We start from the raw sequence: 20,372 nt of genomic DNA, 5'->3' as shown, positions 1-20,372 counted from the left end.
ACCGGGCGTGCCGGTTTCGTGCAATCTTCATAAGGAAACGATCCCGGGCGGAATGCCGCCCGTCGGCCTCACATTATGATGGAGACTAGCACAAAGCGAAGCTGGGGGCGGAGACGCGGGCGCACGGAGGGACAACATTTGTCGGCCTCACGTGCTTGTGTGCCGGCTCGAGGCAGCACAACCCGCGGTCGGCAGGCTCAGTTCTGGGGGGTCAGGGTCACCATGGCCAGGCCCTGGCGGACGATCCCGAGCTGCTGCGCGGCCCCTTCGGAGAGGTCGATCACCCGATGCCGGGCATAGAGGCGATCGGTGATGGTCACCGTCACGGTACGGTCGGTGCCGGCGACACGGACGAGAACCTTGGTGCCGAAGGGCAGGGTGGCGTGGGCGGCGGTCAGGGCATGCTGGTTGAAGATGCTGCCATCTGCGGCGCGGCGGCCATTATGCCGGCCGCCGTAATAGGAGGCGATGCCACGCTGCAGCGGCGCCGCGTCCGTGAGAGCGCCGACATTGCTGCTCGCGTCATCGGCTTCGGTGAGGCTCGCGAGTTGCACCGTGGCGCCGATCGGCTTGCCGTTGGGATAGGAGATACCGGCGGTGACCGGGTTCCAGCCGTCGGCATCGGTCAGGCCGTGGCGGCTGCTTTTGCCATAGGCGATATGCCGACCATCGACATGGCGGACGGCGACATGGCGGGCCTTTACCTGATGCCCGCGGGCAGCGGCCGTGCGTGTCTTGGTGTGGCGCGAGGCCGCGGCCGTGGTGCGCGCGTGGCTGCCGTGATGCACCTCACTTTTGGTGGTGGCGGCTTCGGCCTGAGTGCCCAGCGCCAAGATCAGGATCGGTGCGATCGACAGAGCGAAGCGCGCGTTCATCCGGGCTCTCCCGTTTTTGGGGGGCGCACGGTGCTGAAGGTGCACGCCCCCGTTTGAGCCCTGACTGATGCGCACATGCGCTCGATCAGGGTTCAATCTACCGCGACTTGTGAAAGTCGCATCGAAGGAAGCCTCGCTAACTGCTTGAGTGGAATAAGAATTGCGAGGCAGAGGCAGACGGATTGTGTCAGTCACAATCTCGATAAACCGCAATCTGGCGCGCATTGCAAGCCTTACTGCGCGAGTCTCCCGGTAAAACCGCTCAGTAACGCCTTCGTGGGGGTTAAGTTGTTCTTCGGCGAGGACTCAATGATCTTGCCACATTTCTGCCCTGATTGCCTTATTGTGCCTCGATCGGTATTTTGTGTGGTCAACGATGTCACATATTCTGTCGGTCTTTTGCTGCGGTCGCCGGCGGGCGGTCCGCTCGGGACGCAGCCGCGCGCCGGCCGCCATTGCCTTGCCGCCCGGGCGGGGGCAGAACTTCCCGTCAGTTCGACTTTCGCCAAGCAGGCCCGCCGATGAATATCGAATTCGATCCCGCTGCCGCTGACCTGCGCGCCGCCGCCCTGGCCGCCCGGGAGGCCACGCGCGTCCTCGCCCGCAGCGGCCACGCGCAGCGCCAGGCCGGGCTGCGGGGAGCGGCCGCCGCGCTGCGCCGGCACCAGGCCGAGATCATCGCTGCCAATGCCCGCGATCTGGAGAGCTATCAGGGCGTGCCGTCCCTGCGTGACCGCCTCCGCCTGGATGAGACGCGGGTCGAGGCCATGGCCGTCGGGCTGGACGAGATTGCCGATCTTCCCGATCCGCTGGGCCACGTCATGGCCGACTGGACGCGCCCCAACGGGCTGCGGATCCAGCGCGTCGCCACACCCATCGGTGTGATCGGCATGATTTACGAGAGCCGCCCCAACGTGGGCGCGGATGCCGCGGGCATCTGCCTGAAGTCGGGCAATGCCGTCATCCTGCGCGGCGGGTCGGATAGTTTTCACAGCGCCGTCGCCATCCACGCCGCCATCGCCGAAGGTCTGCGCGCCGCCGGTTTGCCGGAAGCCGCGGTCCAGATCGCTCCCGGCACGGATCGGGCCTTCGTCGCCGCCATGCTGCGCGCCTCCGGCCTCATCGACCTCATCATTCCGCGCGGCGGCAAGGGGCTGGTCACGCGCGTGCAGGCGGAGGCACGGGTGCCGGTCCTCTCGCATGCAGAGGGGCTGAACCATACCTACGTGCATGCCGCCGCCGACCCCGATATGGCGCGGGCGCTCATGCTGAATGCCAAGATGCGCCGGACGGATGTGTGCGGCGCCACGGAGACGCTGCTGATCGATGCAGCGATCGCGCCCAGCCTGCTGCCGCTGATCGTGAGCGACTTGGCCGCCAAGGGGTGCAGCTTCCGGGCCGATGAGCGGGCGCGTGCCATTCTTGCCGACCTGCCGCCGGCCACTGAAGCTGATTTCCACACGGAATGGCTGGACCGGGTCCTCTCCATCGCAGTGGTGGATGGGGTGGAGGAGGCGATCGCCCATATCTTGCGCTACGGCAGCGAGCATACCGAGGCGATTATCACTGAGGACGCGCAGGCGGCCGAAATCTTCCTCAACGGAACGCAGAGCGCCGTCGTGCTGTGGAACGCCTCGACCCAGTTTTGCGACGGCGGTGAGTTCGGCTTCGGCGCGGAGATCGGCATCGCGACCGGGCGCATCCATGCCCGCGGCCCGGTGGGGCCTGAGCAGCTGACGACCTTTCGCTACCAGGTGCGCGGCACCGGCCAGGTTCGGAGCTGACGCCACCTCCGATGCAGACCAAAGCCGACCCCCTGCCGCGCCGAGGCGACCGGCGGCGCATGCGCATCGGTGTGCTCGGCGGCTCCTTCAACCCGGCTCACGAGGGGCATCGCCACGTCGCCCGTCTGGCGCGGCGCCGCTTCGCTCTGGACCAGGTCTGGCTCATGGTCTCGCCGGGCAATCCGCTGAAGCCTGCGGCCGGCATGGCGCCCTTCGCGGAACGTCTGGCGACGGCGCGGCAAATTGCCGATGGCCGCCGCATCCTCGCCACCGGCATCGAGCGGGCGATCGGCACGCGCCATACCTGGGCGACGCTCGGGCAGCTGCACCGGCTGTTTCCCCGGGTGGACTTCGTCTGGCTGATGGGCGCCGACAATCTCGAGGATTTCGCACGCTGGCAGCACTGGCACCGGATCGTGTCCAAAACGGTGCTGGGCGTTTTGCCGCGCCCCGAGCATAATATGGCCGCTTTGGCCGGGGAGGCGGCGCACCGCCTGCGCCATGCGCGCCTGCCGGCGCGGCAGGCGCGGCTGCTGGCCGCCGCACCGGCGCCCGCCTGGATCTTTCTGCCGGCGGCCCAGAATGCGTTGTCCGCGACGGCGCTTCGGGCTGCGAAATCATCGGCCTCCGTGAACGCGGAGGTTACCCATCCACCTGCATCCTGCAGCTCTGCCAAGAATGGAGAAGGCCCATAGCCCGCAAACCGACGACGGAACCGGCCGCCCCCCGCCGCCGGGCCGCAGCCACCCCGCGCAGCGCCACGGGTGCCGCCGCCGTGGCCCCCGCTGGCGCCGCCACGATCCGCAAGAAAGCCGTCATTTCCGGACCGCGCGCCAAGAGCCGTAAGGCCCAGGCCGCGCCGTCCGATCTCGACCGTCTGCAAACTCTGATCGTCACCAGTCTGGAAGACGACAAGGGCGAAGAGATCGTGACCCTGGATCTTGCCGGCAAGGCGAGCTTCGCGGACCGGATGATCATCGCGAGCGGCCTCGCCGACCGGCAGATCAGCGCCATGGCGGTGCATCTGCAGGAGAAGCTGAAGGAGGAAGGCTTCGGCCGTGTCCGTATCGAAGGCGAGGGCGGCTCCGACTGGGTGCTGATCGACGCCGGGGACATCGTGGTCCATCTCTTCAAGCCGGATGCGCGCGCGCTTTACGGTCTGGAGAAGATGTGGGGCGCCGAGCTGGACGAAGCGGGCGAGAGCCTCGGCGAGGGCTGAGGACGCACCACGGTGATGCGCGTCATCGCCATCGGGCGGCAGCGCCAGGGCCCGGAAGCCGAGCTCTTCGCGCGCTATGCCGCCCGGCTGCGCCCGGCGCTTGCGCTCACCGAACTGCCGGAGGGGCGCGGCGCACCGGTGGAGGTGAAGCGGCGGGAAGCGCAAGCGCTGCTTGCCGCCCTGCCGGCCCAGGCCCATGTCGTCGCCATGGATCTTGGCGGCGCGATGCCGGACAGCGCCGGCCTCGCCCGCATGATGGCGGGCTGGCAGACCCTCGGGCGGCCCGTCTGCTTCCTGATCGGCGGCGCCGAGGGCCTCGATGCCACGGTCCTCTCACGGGCCGATGCGACGCTGTCGCTCGGCCCGATGACCTGGCCGCATTTCCTGGCCCGCGCCATGCTCGCCGAGCAGCTTTTTCGCGCACATGGCATCCTGACGGGCCACCCCTACCATCGGGATGGACGACCGTGATACCAGCAGGGCCTGGCTGAGAACGGAGGACCTGCGCCATGCCCCAACAACAGCACCGCCCGGTGATGCTGGTCATTCTGGACGGGTGGGGCTGGCGCGAATCGAACGAGGATAACGCTGTCCGCCTGGCCCATACGCCGGCGTTCGATCGCCTCTGGGGCAACTGTCCGCATGCCTTCCTGAAGACCTCTGGCGAGGATGTCGGTCTGCCGGACGGGCAGTTCGGCAATTCCGAAGTCGGGCACATGAACATCGGCGCGGGGCGCGTCGTCATGCAGGATCTGCCGCGCATCACCCGCGCGGCGCGGGATGGGTCGCTCGGCCACAATCCCGAGCTGCAGGCCCTGATCGTGAAGGCCCGCGCCGGCAGCGGCACCATCCATTTGCTCGGTCTGATCTCCCCCGGGGGCGTGCATGCGCACCAGGACCATGCCGTGGCGCTCGCCAAGATCCTCACCGAAGCCGGCCTCCGCGTCCTCGTCCATGTGGTGACGGACGGGCGCGATACGCCGCCGCGTTCCGGCCTCGGCTTCGTCGCCGCCTTCGAAGCGGCGCTGCCGGTGGGCGCCCGCATCGCGACCGTCAGCGGCCGCTATTATGCGATGGACCGCGACAACCGGTGGGAGCGAGTCTCTTGCGCCTATGACGTCATCGTCTCCGCCGAGGGGCCGCGCTTCGAGACGGCGGCCGAGGCGATCGCCGCCGGCTATGCCGATGAACTGGGCGACGAGTTCCTCATCCCCGCGGTGATCGGCGACTACAGGGGCATGGTGCCGGGTGACGCGCTGCTGACTTTCAATTTCCGCGCCGACCGGATCCGCCAGATCCTGATGGCCATGCTCGACCCCGCTTTCACGGGTTTCGCCCGCAGCCGCGTGCCGCAGCTTTCGGGCGCCGCCGGGATGACCCAGTACAGCACGGCCCTCGACGCCTTCCAGACGACCCTCTTCGCGCCGATCAGCATGGCCGATCTGCTCGGCCAGGTGGTGGCGCGGGCGGGGCGGCGCCAGCTCCGCATGGCTGAGACGGAGAAGTATCCGCACGTCACCTATTTCCTGAACGGTGGTGAGGAGACCCCGAACGAGGGCGAAGAGCGCATCCTCGTGCCCTCTCCGAAGGTCGCGACCTATGATCTGCAGCCGGAAATGTCCGCACCGGAACTGACGGACAAGGCGGTTGCCGCCATCGAAAGCGGCCGCTTCGACCTGATCATCCTGAACTTCGCCAATCCGGACATGGTGGGCCACACAGGCATCCTCGCGGCCGCCATCAAGGCGGTGGAGACCGTCGATACCGGCCTCGGCCGTATCGCCGATGCCGTGGCGGCCCAGAGCGGCGCGCTGCTGGTCACGGCCGACCATGGCAATTGCGAGCTGATGCGCGACCCGGTGACCCACGTGCCCCATACCGCCCATACGCTGAACGTCGTGCCGGCGGTTCTGATGGGCGCGCCTGTCGGCGTCAGCCTCGCAAACGGCCGGCTTGCCGATATCGCGCCGACGCTCCTCGCCCTGATGGGGCTCGCGCAGCCCGCGGCCATGACCGGCGAGAGCCTGCTGAGGAGCGGGCCCCCTGCCGCCACCGCCTAGCTTCTCCGGACGCGCCTGGACCCTGCTGCTCGCGGCTGCCCTGCTTGGCGCTGTGGGTGGCGCTGCTTGGGCGGCCGGTCAGCCCTCCGCCGCCGACCTCAAGCAGGCGGAGGCGCAGCGTGCCTTGCATCAGGCCCAGGCTGCTGCCGCCCGGGCGCGGGCCGCTGCGATCAGCGCGATGCAAGCCAGTCTCGCGCAACAGCGTGTGGAAGCGGCGGCCAAGCTGCGCGCCGCGGAAGAGGCGACGGCCGCGGCCGCTGACCGCATGGCGAGCCTCGCCGAACAGAAGAAGAAGGTCTCGGCCGATCTCGCGGCCCGAGCCGCGGCCTTCGGCCCCATGCTGCCGCTGATCGAGCGGCTGGCGCTCTACCCTTCCGAGACGCTGCTCGCCGTGCCGGCCCCGCCGCGGGACACGTTGCGCGGCCTGCTCGTCTTGCAGGGCCTGTCGCGGGAAATCGGCCGCCAGGCGGCGGAACTCAAGAAGCAGCAGGATGAGCTCGACAAGCTGACCGCGGAGATGCAGGCGGCGGCGCCCGCCTTGGCCCAGGCCCAGGCGGTGCAGGCTCAGCAGGAAGCGGCGCTCGACGCCGAAATCGCCAATGCAGCGGCGAGCCGGCAGAGCGCCGAAGATGCGGCGGCAGCGGCGGATCAGGCGGCAGCCGACGATGCCGCCCGGGCGCGCACCTTGAAGGACGCACTGGCGCGCATCGCGGCCGCACGGCAGGCGGCGCTGCTCAAGGCCCAGCGGGCCGCGCGGGCCGCCCGCCATGCCGAGCAGGCGCGGCGGGAGGCGGCCGAGGCTCAGGAAGCGTCACTCTCCGCTCCAACCGGTGCAGGCCTCGGCACGCCCCAAGGTGACATTCTGGCGCCGGTCGCCGGTACGCTGGTTCGCGGGTGGGGCGACCGCACGCTGGCCGGTCCCTCCACCGGCCTCTCCTACGCCACGCCGCCAGGCGCCCGCGTGATCTCGCCCTGCGGAGGCACCGTCGTCTTTGGACAGCCCTTCCGCAGCTACGGGCTGCTGCTGATCGTAGATTGCGGCAAGGGCTACGACTTCGTCCTGGCAGGGCTTGACCGGCTCGACGTGAGCGTCGGACAACGGCTGCAGACGGGGGAGCCGGTGGGTGTCATGGCCGGATGGAACCCGAGCCATCCCGCCGACCGTCCGAAGCTCTATCTTGAATTACGCCGGGATGGGAACCCGGTGAATCCTACGCCATGGCTTCGTGCGCAGGGTTGATTGTTGGCGCCGTTGCTTCTCACAATGGTTCCGCTTTTGGACGTGTTCAGCTCACCTGAGGCGCCGCTATACTGCCTCACCGCCCCTTCGACCGCGCCCCTTGGGGCGGCTATAGGAAAGTTCGGATGAAGTTTCGCTCTGGCTTGCTGCTCGGTTCCGCCTTCCTCGCCGGTCTCGCACTGGCGCCGGTCTCGGATGTTCTCCTCCATCGCTTCGGGGGCGACTTCGGGATCACGAAAGCGATGGCCGCCGAGGATAACGGCTCGAGCACCTACAAGCTGCTCAGCCTGTTCGGAGACGTCTTCGCCCAGGTCAAGGCGGACTACGTGACGCCGGTGAACGACCAGTCGCTGATCGAGAATGCGATCAACGGCATGCTCGCAGGGCTCGATCCCCACAGCGCCTATATGAACGCGCAGCAGTATCGGGACATGCAGGCCCAGACCGATGGTGCCTTCGGTGGCCTCGGCCTCGAAGTCAGCCAGGAGAATGGCTTTATCAAGGTGATCAGCCCGATCGACGGCACGCCGGCGGCCAAGGCCGGCATCAAGCCGAACGACCTGATCATCGCGATCGACGGCAAATCCGTGCAGGGTCTGCCGCTGGATAGCGCCGTCGACCAGATGCGCGGGCCGCCCGGCTCCAGCATTTCGCTGACCATCAAGCCGGTGGGCAAGGCCAAGCCGACGGTGGTGAAGCTCACCCGCGAGGTCATCAACGTGCCCTCCGTCCACGCCAACCTCTATGGCGATGTGGGCTATATCCGCCTCTCGGTCTTCAGCGAAAACGCCGACCAGGGCGTGCGTGACGCGATCAAGAAGCTGAAGGCGGAGTCTCATGGCAAGCTGCACGGCTATATCCTCGACCTGCGCAACAATCCGGGTGGCCTGCTCGACCAGGCCGTCGCCGTCGCCAATGATTTCATGAGCACGGGTGAGATCGTCTCCACCCGGGCCCGCCACCCGGAAGACAGCGAAGTCTGGAGCGCGAAGCCGGATGGCAACGTCGCCGGTGACCTGCCGATGGTGGTGTTGATCAATCCTGGTTCGGCCTCGGCCTCGGAAATCGTCTCCGGCGCGTTGCAGGACAATCGCCGCGCCGTCGTGATGGGTGAGCGCAGCTTCGGCAAGGGCTCGGTCCAGACCGTGATTCCGCTGCCCATGAACAGCGCCATGCGTCTGACCACGGCGCGCTACTTCACGCCTTCGGGCCGCTCCATCCAGGATCTCGGCATCACGCCCGACATCCAGGTGGCTGAGTCGGATCAGGAGGCCAATGCCCTGAAGCCGCTGCGCGAGAGCGATCTGCAGCACGCCATGGCCAATCCCAACAGCAAGGAACTGCCGCCCTTGCCGCCGCGCACCGACCTGCCGGCGATCGCCAAATCCATTCCGCAGCAGCCGCCGGCCAACTGGCCCAAGTTCGACCCGAGCAAGCCTGCGACCGACTTCCAGTTGCAGGAGGCGATCAAGGTTGTCGATGCCATGCAGACCGTGAAGAGCGCGGCGAACTGACGGCGCTCGGCAAGGGAGAGAGGATGCGCCCCGAGGACATGCCCTACCGCCCGAATGTCGGCGCGGTTCTCTTCAACCGGCATGGGCGCATCTTCGTCGCGCGCCGCGCCGACTTCCCGAATGCGGAAGGCCCGGCTGGCGGCTGGCAGCTGCCCCAGGGCGGCATTGACGAGGCGGAGGACCCCGCGGTCGCCATCTTCCGCGAACTCAGGGAAGAAATTGGCACCGACCGGGCGGAGATCCTCGGTGAGCATCCGGACTGGCTGCAATACGACCTGCCGCCCGAGCTGATCGGCCGGGCGCTGGGCGGCCGCTACCGCGGCCAGCGGCAGCGCTGGTTCGCGCTCCGCTTCCTCGGCGAAGATCAGGACATCCGTCTGGACCTCGATCCGCACCCGGAATTCGACGCCTGGCGGTGGGATGAGCTTGCAAACCTTCCGTCCCTTGCCGTGGGCTTCAAGCGGGATATCTATGCCGTGCTCGCGACCTCTTTCGCGCGCTTCGCCATTCCCGCCTGACCCTTACGAGGACAGATCAACATGAGCACGGTGACACTGACAGCGGCCGATGGCCACAGCTTCTCGGCCTATAAGGCCGGCCCCGCGGACGCCAAGATGGGTCTCGTGGTGGTGCAGGAGATTTTTGGCGTCAACAGCCACATGCGTTTCGCTTCCGACACTCTGGCGAAGGCCGGATTCGCGGTGATCGCGCCCGCCCTCTTCGACCGCGTCGAGCGCGACGTGGAACTCGGCTACACCTCCGAGACCGTGCAGAAGGGCCTCGAACTCCGCGCCAAGATCACCGAAGAGCAGGTAATGATGGACATCGAGGCGGCGGCCGCCGCCCTGGGCCTCTCTTCCGTCGGCATCATCGGCTATTGCTGGGGCGGCACCATCGCCTGGTGGGGTGCCACCCGCTCGACGCGCTTCAAGGCGGCCTGCGGCTGGTACGGCGGCGGCATCGCCGCGACCCGGACGGAGACGCCGCATTGCCCGGTGCAGCTGCATTTCGGCGCCGAGGACCACGGCATTACCCTGTCGGACGTGGACGCGATTCGCGCCGCGCAGCCGGGTGTCGAAGTCTTCGTCTATGACGGCGCCGATCATGGCTTCGGCTGCGAGGAGCGGCCGAGCTTCAACCAGGCCGCCTTCGACCTGGCGCAGAGCCGCAGCCTTGATTTCTTCCGCAAGCATCTCGTCTGATCGGAGACCGCCGTCCGCGTTGCCGAAGCAGCGCGGACGGTTGTCTTTACGGTCTGATTGCCTTAGCCCCTGCTGAGACTGCGGACTCCTCCGCGGGCAGGAGAGGTCATGCGGCTACCCCGCGTCGTCATGTGGCAGAGGATCGCCGAGGTTCTGGCGGCCGAGATCAGCGCGGGGACCTATCCGCCCGGCAGCCGTATGCCGACCGAAACCGCGCTTGCCGAGCGCTTCGGCGTCAACCGCCATACGTTGCGCCAGGCGATGGGCGCGCTCTCCGATGCCGGCCTCGTCAGCGTGCAGCATGGACGTGGCACCTTCGTGCGGCCCGCCCCCGTCATCGAATATCCGGTGGGCCCGCGCACCCGCTTCAGCGAGATTCTCTCCCAGCAAAGCCGTCTCGCGGAAGGCGAGTTGCTCGCCTTCCGCGAGAGTCCGGCCTCCGCCGACGTCGCCCGGGCGCTCGAGATCGCCGAGGGCGAGGCCGTGGTGATCCTGGAGATCCTGCGGCGGGCCGACGGCCAGCCGGTCAGCCTCAAGACCGCGCATCTGCCCAGCAGTCGCTTCCGCGGCATCGAGGGCGTCTTCCGTGAGACCAATTCGCTGACCGCCGCCCTGGGCCGCTTCGGCGTCGCCGACTACACGCGGCGCTCGACCCGCATCTGGGTACGCCTGCCGACGCCGGAGGAGGCCGTGCTGCTCCATCAGAAGACGGCCGAGCCGATCCTGGTGATGGAGACCGTGGACCAGGACGAGACGGGCCGCCCTGTGGAATATGGCATGGCGCGCGCCGCGGGTCAGCGCGTGCAGGTGCTCGTCGCCAGCTGAGCGTCTGCCATTTTCAGCCCGGCAGGACGCCGGGCCAGAGCCGCGCTGCTTCTTCCCGCGTGTAGTAGCCGCGCGCGACGTCTCGCTCTACGAGCGCGGCCGGCCGCGCCTGCGGATCGCCGTAGCCGCCGCCACCCGGCGTCATCACCTCCACCCGGTCGCCGGCTTGGACGCGGATGTTCTGGTCCTTGGAGAGATGCTCCGGCACATAGACGCTGCCGCCGCGATGCACGCGCACGATGTTCGCTGCGCCGGGCGCGCCGCCTTGCGCACCGGGCGGCCCGTAGCGACCGTGGTCCATCACGAAACTGGCCACCGCTTCGCCACGGAGAATTTCGACCTCGTAATGCACGCCGAAGCCGCCGCGATGCAGCCCGGCGCCGCCCGAACCCTCGCGCAGCCCGAAGCGACGGAAGAGGACGGGGAATTTCTGCTCCATCACCTCGACCGGCGCTGTCTTGGAAATGCCGATGGTGGAGCAGCCGTTGGTCAGCCCGTCATGAAGAGCGTTGCCGCCATAGCCGCCACCGGAGATCTGATACATGACGTAGCCGGCGCCGGTCTTGGGATCGGCCCCGCCGAGCGCGAAATTGCCCGAGGAGCCGGCAGGGGCTGCCGTTACCTTCTCGGGGATCGCCTGCACCAGGGCGAGGAAGACGGCTTCGGCGATGCGTTGGGAGACTTCCGCCGCACAGCCCGAGACGGGGCGGGGATAGCGCGCATCGAGGAAGGTGCCTTCCGGCCGGGGAATGACGAGCGGCGCGAAGGCGCCGGCGTTCAGCGGCACGTCGGGGAAGACGTGGCGGACCGCGAGATAGACCGAGGAGAGGGTGGTCGCGAAGACGGAGTTCATCGGCCCACGGCAGGGCGGGCTCGACCCCGCGAAATCGAATGTCAGGGTCTCATCCGCCTTCGTCACCGTGAGCGCGATGCGCAAGGGTTCGTTGACCACGCCATCCGAATCGACGAAGGCCTCGCTGCGGTACGCGCCATCGGGCATGGTCGCGATCTTGGCGCGCATCAGCCGGGCGGCGCGTCCGCGCATCTCCGCGATCGCCGCCGTCACGGTGGCCAGGCCGAAGCGGCCGATCAAGGTCTCGAGCCGCCGCTCGCCGATCTTCAGTGCCGAGACCTGGGCCTTGATGTCCCCGATGCGCTGATCGGCGACGCGGATGTTGGACTGGATGATCGCCAAGATCTCCTGGTCCATCTGGCCGCGTTTGAAGAGCTTCACCGGCGGCAGGCGCAGGCCTTCCTGCTCCACCTCCGTCGCATGGGCCGAGAAGCCGCCGGGGGTCATGCCCCCCGTATCGGGCCAGTGGCCGGTGTTCTGCAGCCAGCAGAGCAGGCGACCCTCATGGAAGAAGGGCATGGCGAAGCGCACGTCCATCAGATGCGTGCCGCCCAGATAAGGATCGTTGACGATGTAGATGTCCCCGGGCTCGGGTGGCGCCACCCGGCCTTCGCGGATCAACCGGGTGATCTCGCCCGTGGAATACTGCATGACGCCGACGAAGACGGGCAGGCCGAGTTCCCCTTGCGCGATCAAGGCGCCACTCTCGGCATCATAGATGCCGTCGGAGCGGTCATCGGCTTCGGCGATGACGGGAGAGAAGGCGGCGCGTGAGAAGGCGAGGTCCATCTCGTTGCAGACCTGGCCGAGGCCGGCCTCGATGACGGCGAGGGTCAGGGGATCGAGTGTCCCCTCCTCAGCGCGGCCGCCGAGCGACATGCCTGCGGTCGTGATGCGCAGATTGCCGATCGGGTCGACGCGGAGGGCGGCGCCTGGCTCGAGGAAGATGGTGCTGTCCGGCTGCTCGAGCACGGCCGGGCCCGTCAGCGTCGCATGGAGGGGCAGCGCATCGCGTGCGTAGACCGGGCAATCCACCCAGGCGCCCCCGGCGAAAACCGGGCGGCTGCCGCGCCGCGCACCTTCCGCCTCCGCCGCGCGCAGCGCCGGGTCCTGCAGGGAGGCGACGGGGAAGGGCTTTCGCCGCCCCGTCACCGCCGTGTTGAGATTGACCAGGGTGGCGCGGATTTCCGGCATCTGAATGTGGAAGCGCGCGAAATAGGCCTCCTCGAAGAGGCGCTGCAGCTCGGCGCGCGTGACGGTCGCACTCGGAAGGGTGACGCGGATGAGATGGGTCTGCCCGTGGAACTGCATGTCCGCCGTATGCCGAATCTCCGTCGCCTCGATCTGGTCCTGCTGGGCGGCGTTGATGGCGGTGCCCCGTGCCACCTGCTCGGCGAGGATGCGATGGACCTCGGCCATCTCCAGCGTGTCGAGCGGCTGGTTGAGGGTGTTGACGAAATCCTGCCGCAGATCGGCGACGAGGCAACCGAGGGCATTGGTCAGCCCCGGGCGCGCGGGGATCAGCACTTCGGGAATGCCGAGATCGGCGGTGAGGGCGACGGCATGCAGCGGCCCCGCGCCGCCGAAGGCGAAGAGGGTGAGGCTGCGCGGATCCCGCCCGCGGGAGAGCGAGACCATACGGATGGCGCCCGCCATATGGACGTTGCCGAGGGCGATGACGGCGGCGGCCGCTTCATCCACGGTGAGGCCGAGGGGCTGCGCCAGCGTCTCCGCAAAGATCGCGCGCACCCGCTCCAGGCTGACCGTCTCCGTCCCCTGGATCGCGAGCTTCGCCGGGTCGAGCCGGCCGAGGATGAGATTGGCATCGGTGATCGTGGGTTGGCGCCCGCCGCGCCCGTAGCAGATGGGGCCGGGGGTGGAGCCTGCGCTCTGCGGCCCGACGCGCAGCATGCCGGCCGCATCCAGCCAGGCGATGGAGCCACCGCCGGCGCCCACCGTGCGCACGTCGACCATCGGCACGTGAATCGGCAGGCCGTAATCGATGGTGAGTTCCGCCGAGACCTCCGGCAGCCCGCCGCTGATCAGCGCGACGTCGCTCGAGGTGCCGCCCATGTCATAGGTCACGGCGTCGCCGACGCCGGACTGGGCGAGCGTCGCCGCCGCCGCGATGACGCCGGAGGCGGGTCCGGACATGACGGTTTTCGCCGCTTCCCGGGCGGCGAGTGGGGCGGCGATGGTGCCGCCATTGCCGTTCATCACCAGCAGATCCTGCCGGAAGCCCTGGCCGCGCAGCTCCTCCGTCAGGCGTTGCAGGTAACGTTCTAGTATGGGTTGCACGGCGGCGTTGACGGCGGCCGTCGTTCCGCGCTCGTATTCACGATACTCCGAAAGGAGGGCATGCCCGAGGGTGACGTAGCCATTGGGCCAAAGATCGGCCGCGATGCGGCCGGCCGCCAGTTCGTGTTCCGGATTGGCGTAGGCGTGGAGGAAGTGGATGACCAAGGCTTCACACCCGGCCGCGCGCAGCTGCCGGATCGCGGCAGCGACCCCCGCGGTATCGAGCGGCGTATGCACCCGGCCGCTCGCCTCCATCCGCTCCGTGACCTCGAGGCGGAGATCGCGCGGGATGACCGGCTCGAACACGCCGAACAAGCCGTAGGGCGTGGGACGCGTCCGGCGGCCGATCTCCAGCGTGTCCCGAAACCCGGCTGTGGTGATGAGACCGACGCGGGCGAGCTTCCGCTCCAGCACGGCGTTGGTGGTGACGGTGGTGCCGTGAATGAGCAGATCCAGCTCGGCTGGGCTCGCGCCCGCGGCGGCGATGCCGGCGAGCACGCCCTCGGCCTGGTTGGCGGTGGTGGAGGGGACCTTGGCGAAGCGGACACGGCCAGCCCCGGCCGCCTCCTCATAGAGAAGCACGTCGGTGAAGGTGCCCCCGACATCGATTCCCGCCAGCCGCCGCGCCATCGGCATCCCCAGATCGTTTGTATGCGAAGGATTAAAGCGGAGGCCCCGGCCCGGCGGCAAGGGAAATGCATCCGCCAGCCGCGGTGTTCCGTAGAAAATCCGCGGCGCTCTGCGACGAGCGTGCCGCCTTCCGTAATTTATACTAGACTGATAGGAAATAAGAGCGGCAAGATGACCAGGGTGTGGATGTTCTGGGGAGAGGCGAGGCGATGACCATCATCCAACTGTCCGCATGGCGCCCCGAGGCGGGCTACGCGGCGCGGCGTTCCGGCGCGGACGGGCAGAGCTTTCGTGCATCGCGCGCAGGGGCGGCCCTGCTGGCCGCGCTGGATGCGGCGAGCGGGGAGGCGCCGGCGGCGCTGCACACGGTGGCGGCCTGCCGACTGCGGGAGGCCCTGGCAGCGCCGCACCTGTTGTCAGGCCTGGGTTGGCCGCAGGCGGTGGTCGCCGGCCCGGCGCGGCTGACGCTGGCCGAGACCCGCCACTACCGTATCTTCGCGCGCCGCTGGCAGCCGGGCCAGTTCGGCCCGCTGCGCCGAATGATGGACTGGTTCGCGTATGGCGTGGCCGAGGGACGCCTGGTGCAGCTGGATTATCCCGACGGCCAGGCGCCGGGCGCGCTGACGGGACCTGCCGCCCTTCGCTCCGCCACCGGGCAGACGGCGCTTGCGGCGGGCCAGTTGCGGCATGGTGCGGCGGAGGGGGCCGGCCTGCGCCGCTTCGCCAATCTTTCCGCCTCCGTGGCCCTGTCGCTGCATATCGAAGGCCTGCCGCAGCCGGTGGAGGCGGCGGAGCCGATGCACATGCCGGTGCCCTGGGTGGAGGCGCAGATCCTGCGGCGCCAACCAAAGTTGACGATCGTTTCCTGCCGGTGATCGGCTTCTAAAAAACAAAACTGCAACGAACTCTGCCTGAGGCACGGATTCGAGGCGGCTACTTGACCATGCGCCGCAAATTTTTCACATTATATGCGTAGTTATGGGCGTGACACACCACAGTATCAACAGATACGTGGAGCAAAGCGCGTTTGGCTACGGTCTCCGACCTACCCACATAGCATCCGACCCCGACGCCTTAAGATTATTCGTTAGACACTTAATTTTAGGTAAACGCCCGATGGCCTCAGAGAAACGCTTTCTTTTCGTGTGTGGTTGCCCACGTTCTGGGACCACCGCTCTCTGGAGGCTGCTCGTCGCTCATCAGAAAATCGTTCTCGGCGTCGAAAGATACGTCTGGTTCTCCTTCAACGACGGGACCTTCCATCCTTCTTTGTTTTCTAAGGAACGCTTCTTCAACTTACAGCAGGGCGATACGTTCTACAACGATCTGAACAATTTTAACTCGTACTACGGAAAGGCGATGGAGCGCTATGAGGGCGCTGAATGGATAGGGGATAAGTCGCCGCCCGCGTACAAGCAGTATGAAACCATTGAGCGGAATTTTGATGGCGCTCATGTGATCTTCATCGTGAGAAACATCATCGATGTCGCCGCCTCATACCAAAAAAGAGCGCAAAACGCGAATGATGAGACCTGGGACGCTCAGCGAGACTATCGTGTCGCCGTCCAAGATTGGCAGGAGTCTCTCCGCAGAACGTTAGCTTTTGCGCGACTTCAAAATCGGCGCACCAAGTTGACTATCTTGTCTTATGAAGACTTGTTCTTGAAACTGGCAAACTTGTCGCCGATTTTTTCTGCTCTTGATCTTGATGTGACACCGACAGTGTCGGCGGACTATAGAGGGCTGATGGCCAGGTCACAGGAACTGAACTCGCAACGCGGGGATGGTCTTACATCGCAGCAGCGCTATCACATCGCTACGACAGCACCATTCGGGCTATATCGAGAACTACTGGCCGAAAGACTAAGCATCGCTAGCGAAGAATGATTGAGGTCGGAGCTTCGCGATGAAGATCAGTGCTTATCTAATTATATATAACGACTACGACATCCTTGAAGCGTCTTTGGAGTCCGTAGTTGGTTACGTGGACGAAATCGTCGTCGTAGACGGAGCATACACGTGGCTAGCGCCATTTTTTGAGCGAGTGGGACATCGGGCAGATCAATCTGCCGCAGAATGCTTGAGCATCATCGATAAATTCAAATCCAGGGTAACCATAAAGTATTTCTCTGGACTATGGAAAGATGAATCTGAAAAGAGAAAATTCGCCTATGAACAGTGTGTTGGCGACATAATCTGGCTGATCGATGCTGATGAAATTTTTTTGGTCGATCAAACAGCGCTAGCTTCTTTCGCTAAATCAGATCGGTTGGTCGCTGGCTTTTTTGCTCCGACTCTACTTACAGACACTCAGGCGTTCAAACGTCAGGACCGGGAAGGTTTTGGCATCAAAAACGCGATGTTAAAACGCGCGTCCTTGACAGCCTCGGAACATCTAGGAGCTCTATGGCTTGTTGTTCCTGAGAAAGAACGGAAAAAGATCACGCCTATAAAAGGGGCTCAGACGTTCCCGGAGCCACTAGGATATAACTATCATGCTACTCTTTTGCGGACTCACAGAACAGCGGTCCATCGCGCCCGCTTCTACGTCATAAATGCGATAAGGGAGAGTGGAAAGGCATTTTGGCTTCCAGCTTCAACTGAGAAAGGATCTATCGATCTTGAAGATTTGGTGAACTCCGTCCAGGTTGACGAATTTAACCGGTATCTTCTCGGGCACAGCATAACTATCGGGCTGCCGTCGCTTGAGGGACGGGAGGTTGTAACTCTCGATGTTCCTGAGCCACAAAGAGGAGCCCTGGGCAAGACATTTGAAGATTTTATGTCGGCTTGGAAAGACGTTGTGCCAGATCGACCAGAGAATTATCGAGCGTTGGCGAAAGGCGTCCCTCACGCGATCGACATATCGGCTATGTTGTCGAAATGTAATCAGGGCGGGATAGCGATAAAATGGCAGACCAATGCCAATGCTGGACAATGGAAGGCTCGACTGCTTGTTCTTGGATCTGACAACGTTTTAAGAGCGCAATCGCTTATGGTTGCCTGCGAAGGCATAGATGTCAAAGCTGAAGGCTTTTTGGAAGATTCCCGCTTTTCACGTGCGGTCATCGAAGTCACCGCTAGCTGGCGTGAGCAGGGTACTGTGTTTGTCCACTTACACTCTTTGCAGTGCATGTAGTTGTTCGGATTAGGTTAGCCGAACTGCAGTAGGCAAAGGCGCGGGGCCGTATGTACTTTCAACGAAAATTTGTCGGCGTCGCTTGTGTAGCTGCGGCATTATGTGTGTCACGGATAGAAACGGCTTCGGCGCAGGACAAGCTACTTCTTGGTATAAACTACAACTATACCCAGCTTGACAAGACGCGTGAAGCCAATTGTGGACCCGGCAATCAAAATGCGCCCGCCAGAGGCTATGCCTTTTTGTCCCATTATCAAGATCCGTCAGTTCGAGGGAAAGTGCGCGCAGCTCTTGCACAGATGCGCGAGGCAGGTTTTGAAGCAATTCGAACCCTGATCTTTTTCGGCCCGAAAGGTCACATCGGGCCGGATGCATTTTCTGAAGAAGATCCAAATACCGCCGCGTTGAACCTCAGAAATTTCGCGCACGATGTTCACGAAGCGGGCTTTTCTCGGTTGTATTTGAGTTTTGGGCCACTCGGCCGTTCTTCAGTTAGCTGCCGTAAGTTTAACTATGGTGATTGTTTTGACCAAGCGTATAAAGCAAAGAATATTGATTTTATTCTTGGGGTAAGGAGGGGAATTGCCGCTCAGGATGCCTCTTTCCTGTACATTGATCTTCAGAATGAAGGAGGGCTTACCCAGTTTCATCCGGTTAATATGCGAAGAAATATGGAAAGTTATCTTGCCGAGCTAATCGGTGCCTACACAAGGAGCTTTCCAACCGATCGTATCACGGTATCTGTACAAGACAAATTTATGGATGAGCGGCTTCACTTCGTAGCTCAAACCTTCCATGAAGCATCGCGCGATCCAAGTTATTGGGAATTTCATTTGTATCATGCTGATGAGACAAGATTTTCTACTATTCGAAGCACTTTGAAATCTCTGCGGGAGGATCAACTAGAAGTATCAGTAGGGGAAACATTGTACGAATCCCCTAGCGACATACACCTGCTCGCCAACTTCCTTCAAAACCAATCATATGCTCCCATACTTCTCTGGCCTCTGACCAAAACGCTGACCAACTGCGGGATCAATGCGCCTCCACCCTACGATCTACGTTGGATGACAAAATGATGCGATGGCACGACCAGAAGCAGGGATTAGAGTGGTGGCATTAGTCCGGATAGAGCTGACTGAAAAGAAGCTAAAGTGGCTATCAGCCCAGCAGATCTTGTTCTCTAATACTGAACAGCCTCGAATCAAAGTGGGAGATATTTTGACATTTGACGATGAAGTCGAAGTGGAGCCCTATGTCGGCTTCAATGCCGGTTTCGCGATATGCGCCATGGGTTTTTTGTCCTACACAAACTCCCAGGTCCCTCAAGATCTAAATGTTGGCCGTTACTGTTCTCTTGCAGGAAACATAAGATTTGGTGGATTCAGACACCCGGTTGAATATTTGTCGACGTCGATATTTACTTACGATCGTCGGAATTCTCTAGTGACTCGTGTAATGGCGGAGAATCAATCTCCGTATAACTCGTTCAAAGTTGCCACTCAAAAAAAACAAATAACAATAAATCACGACGTATGGATAGGCCGCGATGTATCTATTATGCCCGGAGTTAATATTGGGACTGGCAGCGTAATAGCGAGCGCAGCGGTTGTCACGAGAGACGTGCCCCCTTACAGCATCATGGGGGGAAACCCGGCGAAGTTAATTCGGAAGCGGTTTCCGCAAGAAATCATTGAGGCATTACTCGAATCTCAATGGTGGAATTATAAATTTACCGACTTCGCTGGCCTTAATGTGTCTGATCCTGAATTATTTTTGCGCGAGTTTCGAAGCGGAGACTTAGCGGAATATAAACCTATTAGAATTAAGATGCGCGAAATAGTCGAGGTGTGATGCACATCCTTTAGTTCAGCCAGACATGATTTTTGATAGAATTTCGAGCAAGCCACGTTTGACTTTCTTCGGTTTTTTTAGATAGTCCGGTGCCTTGACAATTGTGCCTGGTTTGTCGGCCATTCTATCGGTGACGGCCTGCATCCTTTGCTGCTCTTCAAGTGCGATATCAAGGCGCTCTTTCCACGGAGAAGGCATCACAGGAATTCCCTCCCTACGAACGATTAGGGCCATGGTCTTTAACAGTCCAAGGTCGTTTGGCCATAGATCCAAAGCTGCAACGGTGACGCTCTTTGCTTCATCAAGTCTCTGCGCCTCTAGTAAGAGACCGATAAGACGGCGATGGGGAACCGCGGTTCGTGTCCGCGTTATTTTGGCTGCCGCTCTAGCCCAGCGCAAAGCGGAGTCAAGATCGTCAGCCGTTTTAAATCTATCTGAGATAGAAAGGCACGCCTTCCATTGGCTTTCTAAAAGGGAAGCTTCAAGATAAGTAGTAGTGTGGGGCAGTTCAGCCTGAAATCTTTCCACCTCTACCACTTCAGGCAGATTGGTCATCGTAGCTACAAGAACTCCGCGCTCCTTAGCTTTGGTCAAAAATGTATCATCAACCGCAAAGCCGAGTAAAAAAAGTAATGGCGCATGGTTAGTGATCTTTAAGGCGTTGTTATCAGTTTCCATCTGCTGGAGAAGGTTGGAGACACTTTGATAGACCAGTGGGGAGGCGGAGATAACCTTGATACTGAATTTTATCTCCGAGCTTGAGACTATCAAGTCATAGCGATAGTCTGTTGATCGGCTAACTACCCATCTGTGTTTACGAAACTCCGCCGTGATTTTTCTTAGCAGTAGAGCCTGTTCTTGCGTTTGGGGCTGATACAT

General features: G+C 63.5%; 17 protein-coding genes and 1 pseudogene. 15 read left to right on the top strand and 3 right to left on the bottom strand.

The window, feature by feature from the left end:
- Positions 1 to 197: 197 nt before the first annotated feature.
- Complete coding sequence (locus tag ACYQ6W_RS06810) at positions 198 to 875, bottom strand: septal ring lytic transglycosylase RlpA family protein (protein WP_459674366.1); 678 nt, start codon at positions 873 to 875, stop codon at positions 198 to 200.
- Positions 876 to 1,396: 521 nt separating this feature from the next.
- On the opposite strand from ACYQ6W_RS06810, the gene ACYQ6W_RS06805 reads away from it, so the two are divergent.
- The 10 genes from ACYQ6W_RS06805 (at position 1,397) to phnF (ending at position 10,719) form a co-directional block, all read left to right on the top strand.
- Positions 1,397 to 2,659 (top strand): glutamate-5-semialdehyde dehydrogenase, encoded by a 1,263-nt coding sequence (locus ACYQ6W_RS06805; RefSeq protein WP_459674365.1) that lies wholly within the window; start codon positions 1,397 to 1,399, stop codon positions 2,657 to 2,659.
- A gap of 11 nt (positions 2,660 to 2,670) precedes the next feature.
- Entirely contained in the window at positions 2,671 to 3,354 is a 684-nt protein-coding gene (locus ACYQ6W_RS06800; RefSeq protein ID WP_459674364.1) for a nicotinate-nucleotide adenylyltransferase, read from the top strand.
- Positions 3,355 to 3,434: 80 nt separating this feature from the next.
- Positions 3,435 to 3,878 carry a ribosome silencing factor gene (gene rsfS, locus ACYQ6W_RS06795; protein ID WP_459674363.1) on the top strand — a complete coding sequence of 148 codons (444 nt, stop codon included), beginning with the start codon at positions 3,435 to 3,437 and terminating at the stop codon, positions 3,876 to 3,878.
- Between the two features lie 15 nt (positions 3,879 to 3,893).
- Complete coding sequence (locus ACYQ6W_RS06790) at positions 3,894 to 4,349, top strand: 23S rRNA (pseudouridine(1915)-N(3))-methyltransferase RlmH (RefSeq protein WP_459674466.1); 456 nt, start codon at positions 3,894 to 3,896, stop codon at positions 4,347 to 4,349.
- A gap of 38 nt (positions 4,350 to 4,387) precedes the next feature.
- Positions 4,388 to 5,938 (top strand): 2,3-bisphosphoglycerate-independent phosphoglycerate mutase, encoded by a 1,551-nt coding sequence (gene gpmI / locus ACYQ6W_RS06785; RefSeq protein WP_459674361.1) that lies wholly within the window; start codon positions 4,388 to 4,390, stop codon positions 5,936 to 5,938.
- A gap of 52 nt (positions 5,939 to 5,990) precedes the next feature.
- A complete protein-coding gene (locus tag ACYQ6W_RS06780) occupies positions 5,991 to 7,178 on the top strand; it encodes a murein hydrolase activator EnvC family protein (protein WP_459674359.1) in 1,188 nt (395 codons plus the stop codon).
- Positions 7,179 to 7,303: 125 nt separating this feature from the next.
- A complete protein-coding gene (locus ACYQ6W_RS06775) occupies positions 7,304 to 8,692 on the top strand; it encodes a S41 family peptidase (RefSeq protein ID WP_459674358.1) in 1,389 nt (462 codons plus the stop codon).
- A 23-nt stretch (positions 8,693 to 8,715) separates the two neighbouring features.
- Positions 8,716 to 9,210: an RNA pyrophosphohydrolase gene (locus ACYQ6W_RS06770; protein WP_459674357.1), complete on the top strand. Its 495-nt coding sequence runs from the start codon at positions 8,716 to 8,718 to the stop codon at positions 9,208 to 9,210.
- A 21-nt stretch (positions 9,211 to 9,231) separates the two neighbouring features.
- Entirely contained in the window at positions 9,232 to 9,894 is a 663-nt protein-coding gene (locus ACYQ6W_RS06765) for a dienelactone hydrolase family protein (RefSeq protein WP_459674355.1), read from the top strand.
- Positions 9,895 to 10,002: 108 nt separating this feature from the next.
- Entirely contained in the window at positions 10,003 to 10,719 is a 717-nt protein-coding gene (gene phnF / locus ACYQ6W_RS06760) for a phosphonate metabolism transcriptional regulator PhnF (protein WP_459674354.1), read from the top strand.
- Between the two features lie 13 nt (positions 10,720 to 10,732).
- On the opposite strand, the gene ACYQ6W_RS06755 is transcribed toward phnF, so the two are convergent.
- A complete protein-coding gene (locus tag ACYQ6W_RS06755) occupies positions 10,733 to 14,506 on the bottom strand; it encodes a hydantoinase B/oxoprolinase family protein (protein WP_459674353.1) in 3,774 nt (1,257 codons plus the stop codon).
- Positions 14,507 to 14,709: 203 nt separating this feature from the next.
- Here ACYQ6W_RS06755 and ACYQ6W_RS06750 point away from each other — a divergent pair, with 203 nt between their 5' ends.
- The 5 genes and pseudogenes from ACYQ6W_RS06750 to ACYQ6W_RS06730 all read left to right on the top strand — a co-directional run.
- The gene (locus ACYQ6W_RS06750) at positions 14,710 to 15,375 is read left to right on the top strand and encodes a cupin domain-containing protein (protein WP_459674351.1); all 666 of its coding nucleotides are present in this window, start codon (positions 14,710 to 14,712) and stop codon (positions 15,373 to 15,375) included.
- A 241-nt stretch (positions 15,376 to 15,616) separates the two neighbouring features.
- Positions 15,617 to 16,387, top strand: coding sequence for a sulfotransferase family protein (locus tag ACYQ6W_RS06745; protein WP_459674350.1), 771 nt, complete (start codon positions 15,617 to 15,619; stop codon positions 16,385 to 16,387).
- Positions 16,388 to 16,406: 19 nt separating this feature from the next.
- Positions 16,407 to 17,639 carry a glycosyltransferase family protein gene (locus ACYQ6W_RS06740; RefSeq protein WP_459674347.1) on the top strand — a complete coding sequence of 411 codons (1,233 nt, stop codon included), beginning with the start codon at positions 16,407 to 16,409 and terminating at the stop codon, positions 17,637 to 17,639.
- A 50-nt stretch (positions 17,640 to 17,689) separates the two neighbouring features.
- Positions 17,690 to 18,718, top strand: coding sequence for a hypothetical protein (locus ACYQ6W_RS06735; RefSeq protein ID WP_459674345.1), 1,029 nt, complete (start codon positions 17,690 to 17,692; stop codon positions 18,716 to 18,718).
- Between the two features lie 442 nt (positions 18,719 to 19,160).
- A pseudogene (locus ACYQ6W_RS06730) lies at positions 19,161 to 19,364 on the top strand (CatB-related O-acetyltransferase); the annotation flags it as partial.
- 144 nt (positions 19,365 to 19,508) lie between these two features.
- Here the strand turns inward: ACYQ6W_RS06730 and ACYQ6W_RS06725 are convergent.
- Positions 19,509 to 20,372, bottom strand: a complete 864-nt coding sequence (locus ACYQ6W_RS06725; RefSeq protein WP_459674343.1) for a hypothetical protein — start codon at positions 20,370 to 20,372, stop codon at positions 19,509 to 19,511.

The sequence above is a fragment of the Acidisoma sp. 7E03 genome (genome assembly GCF_054665075.1).
Note: the sequence above shows the minus strand (reverse complement) of the source record. Positions and strands in the feature narration are given on the sequence as shown.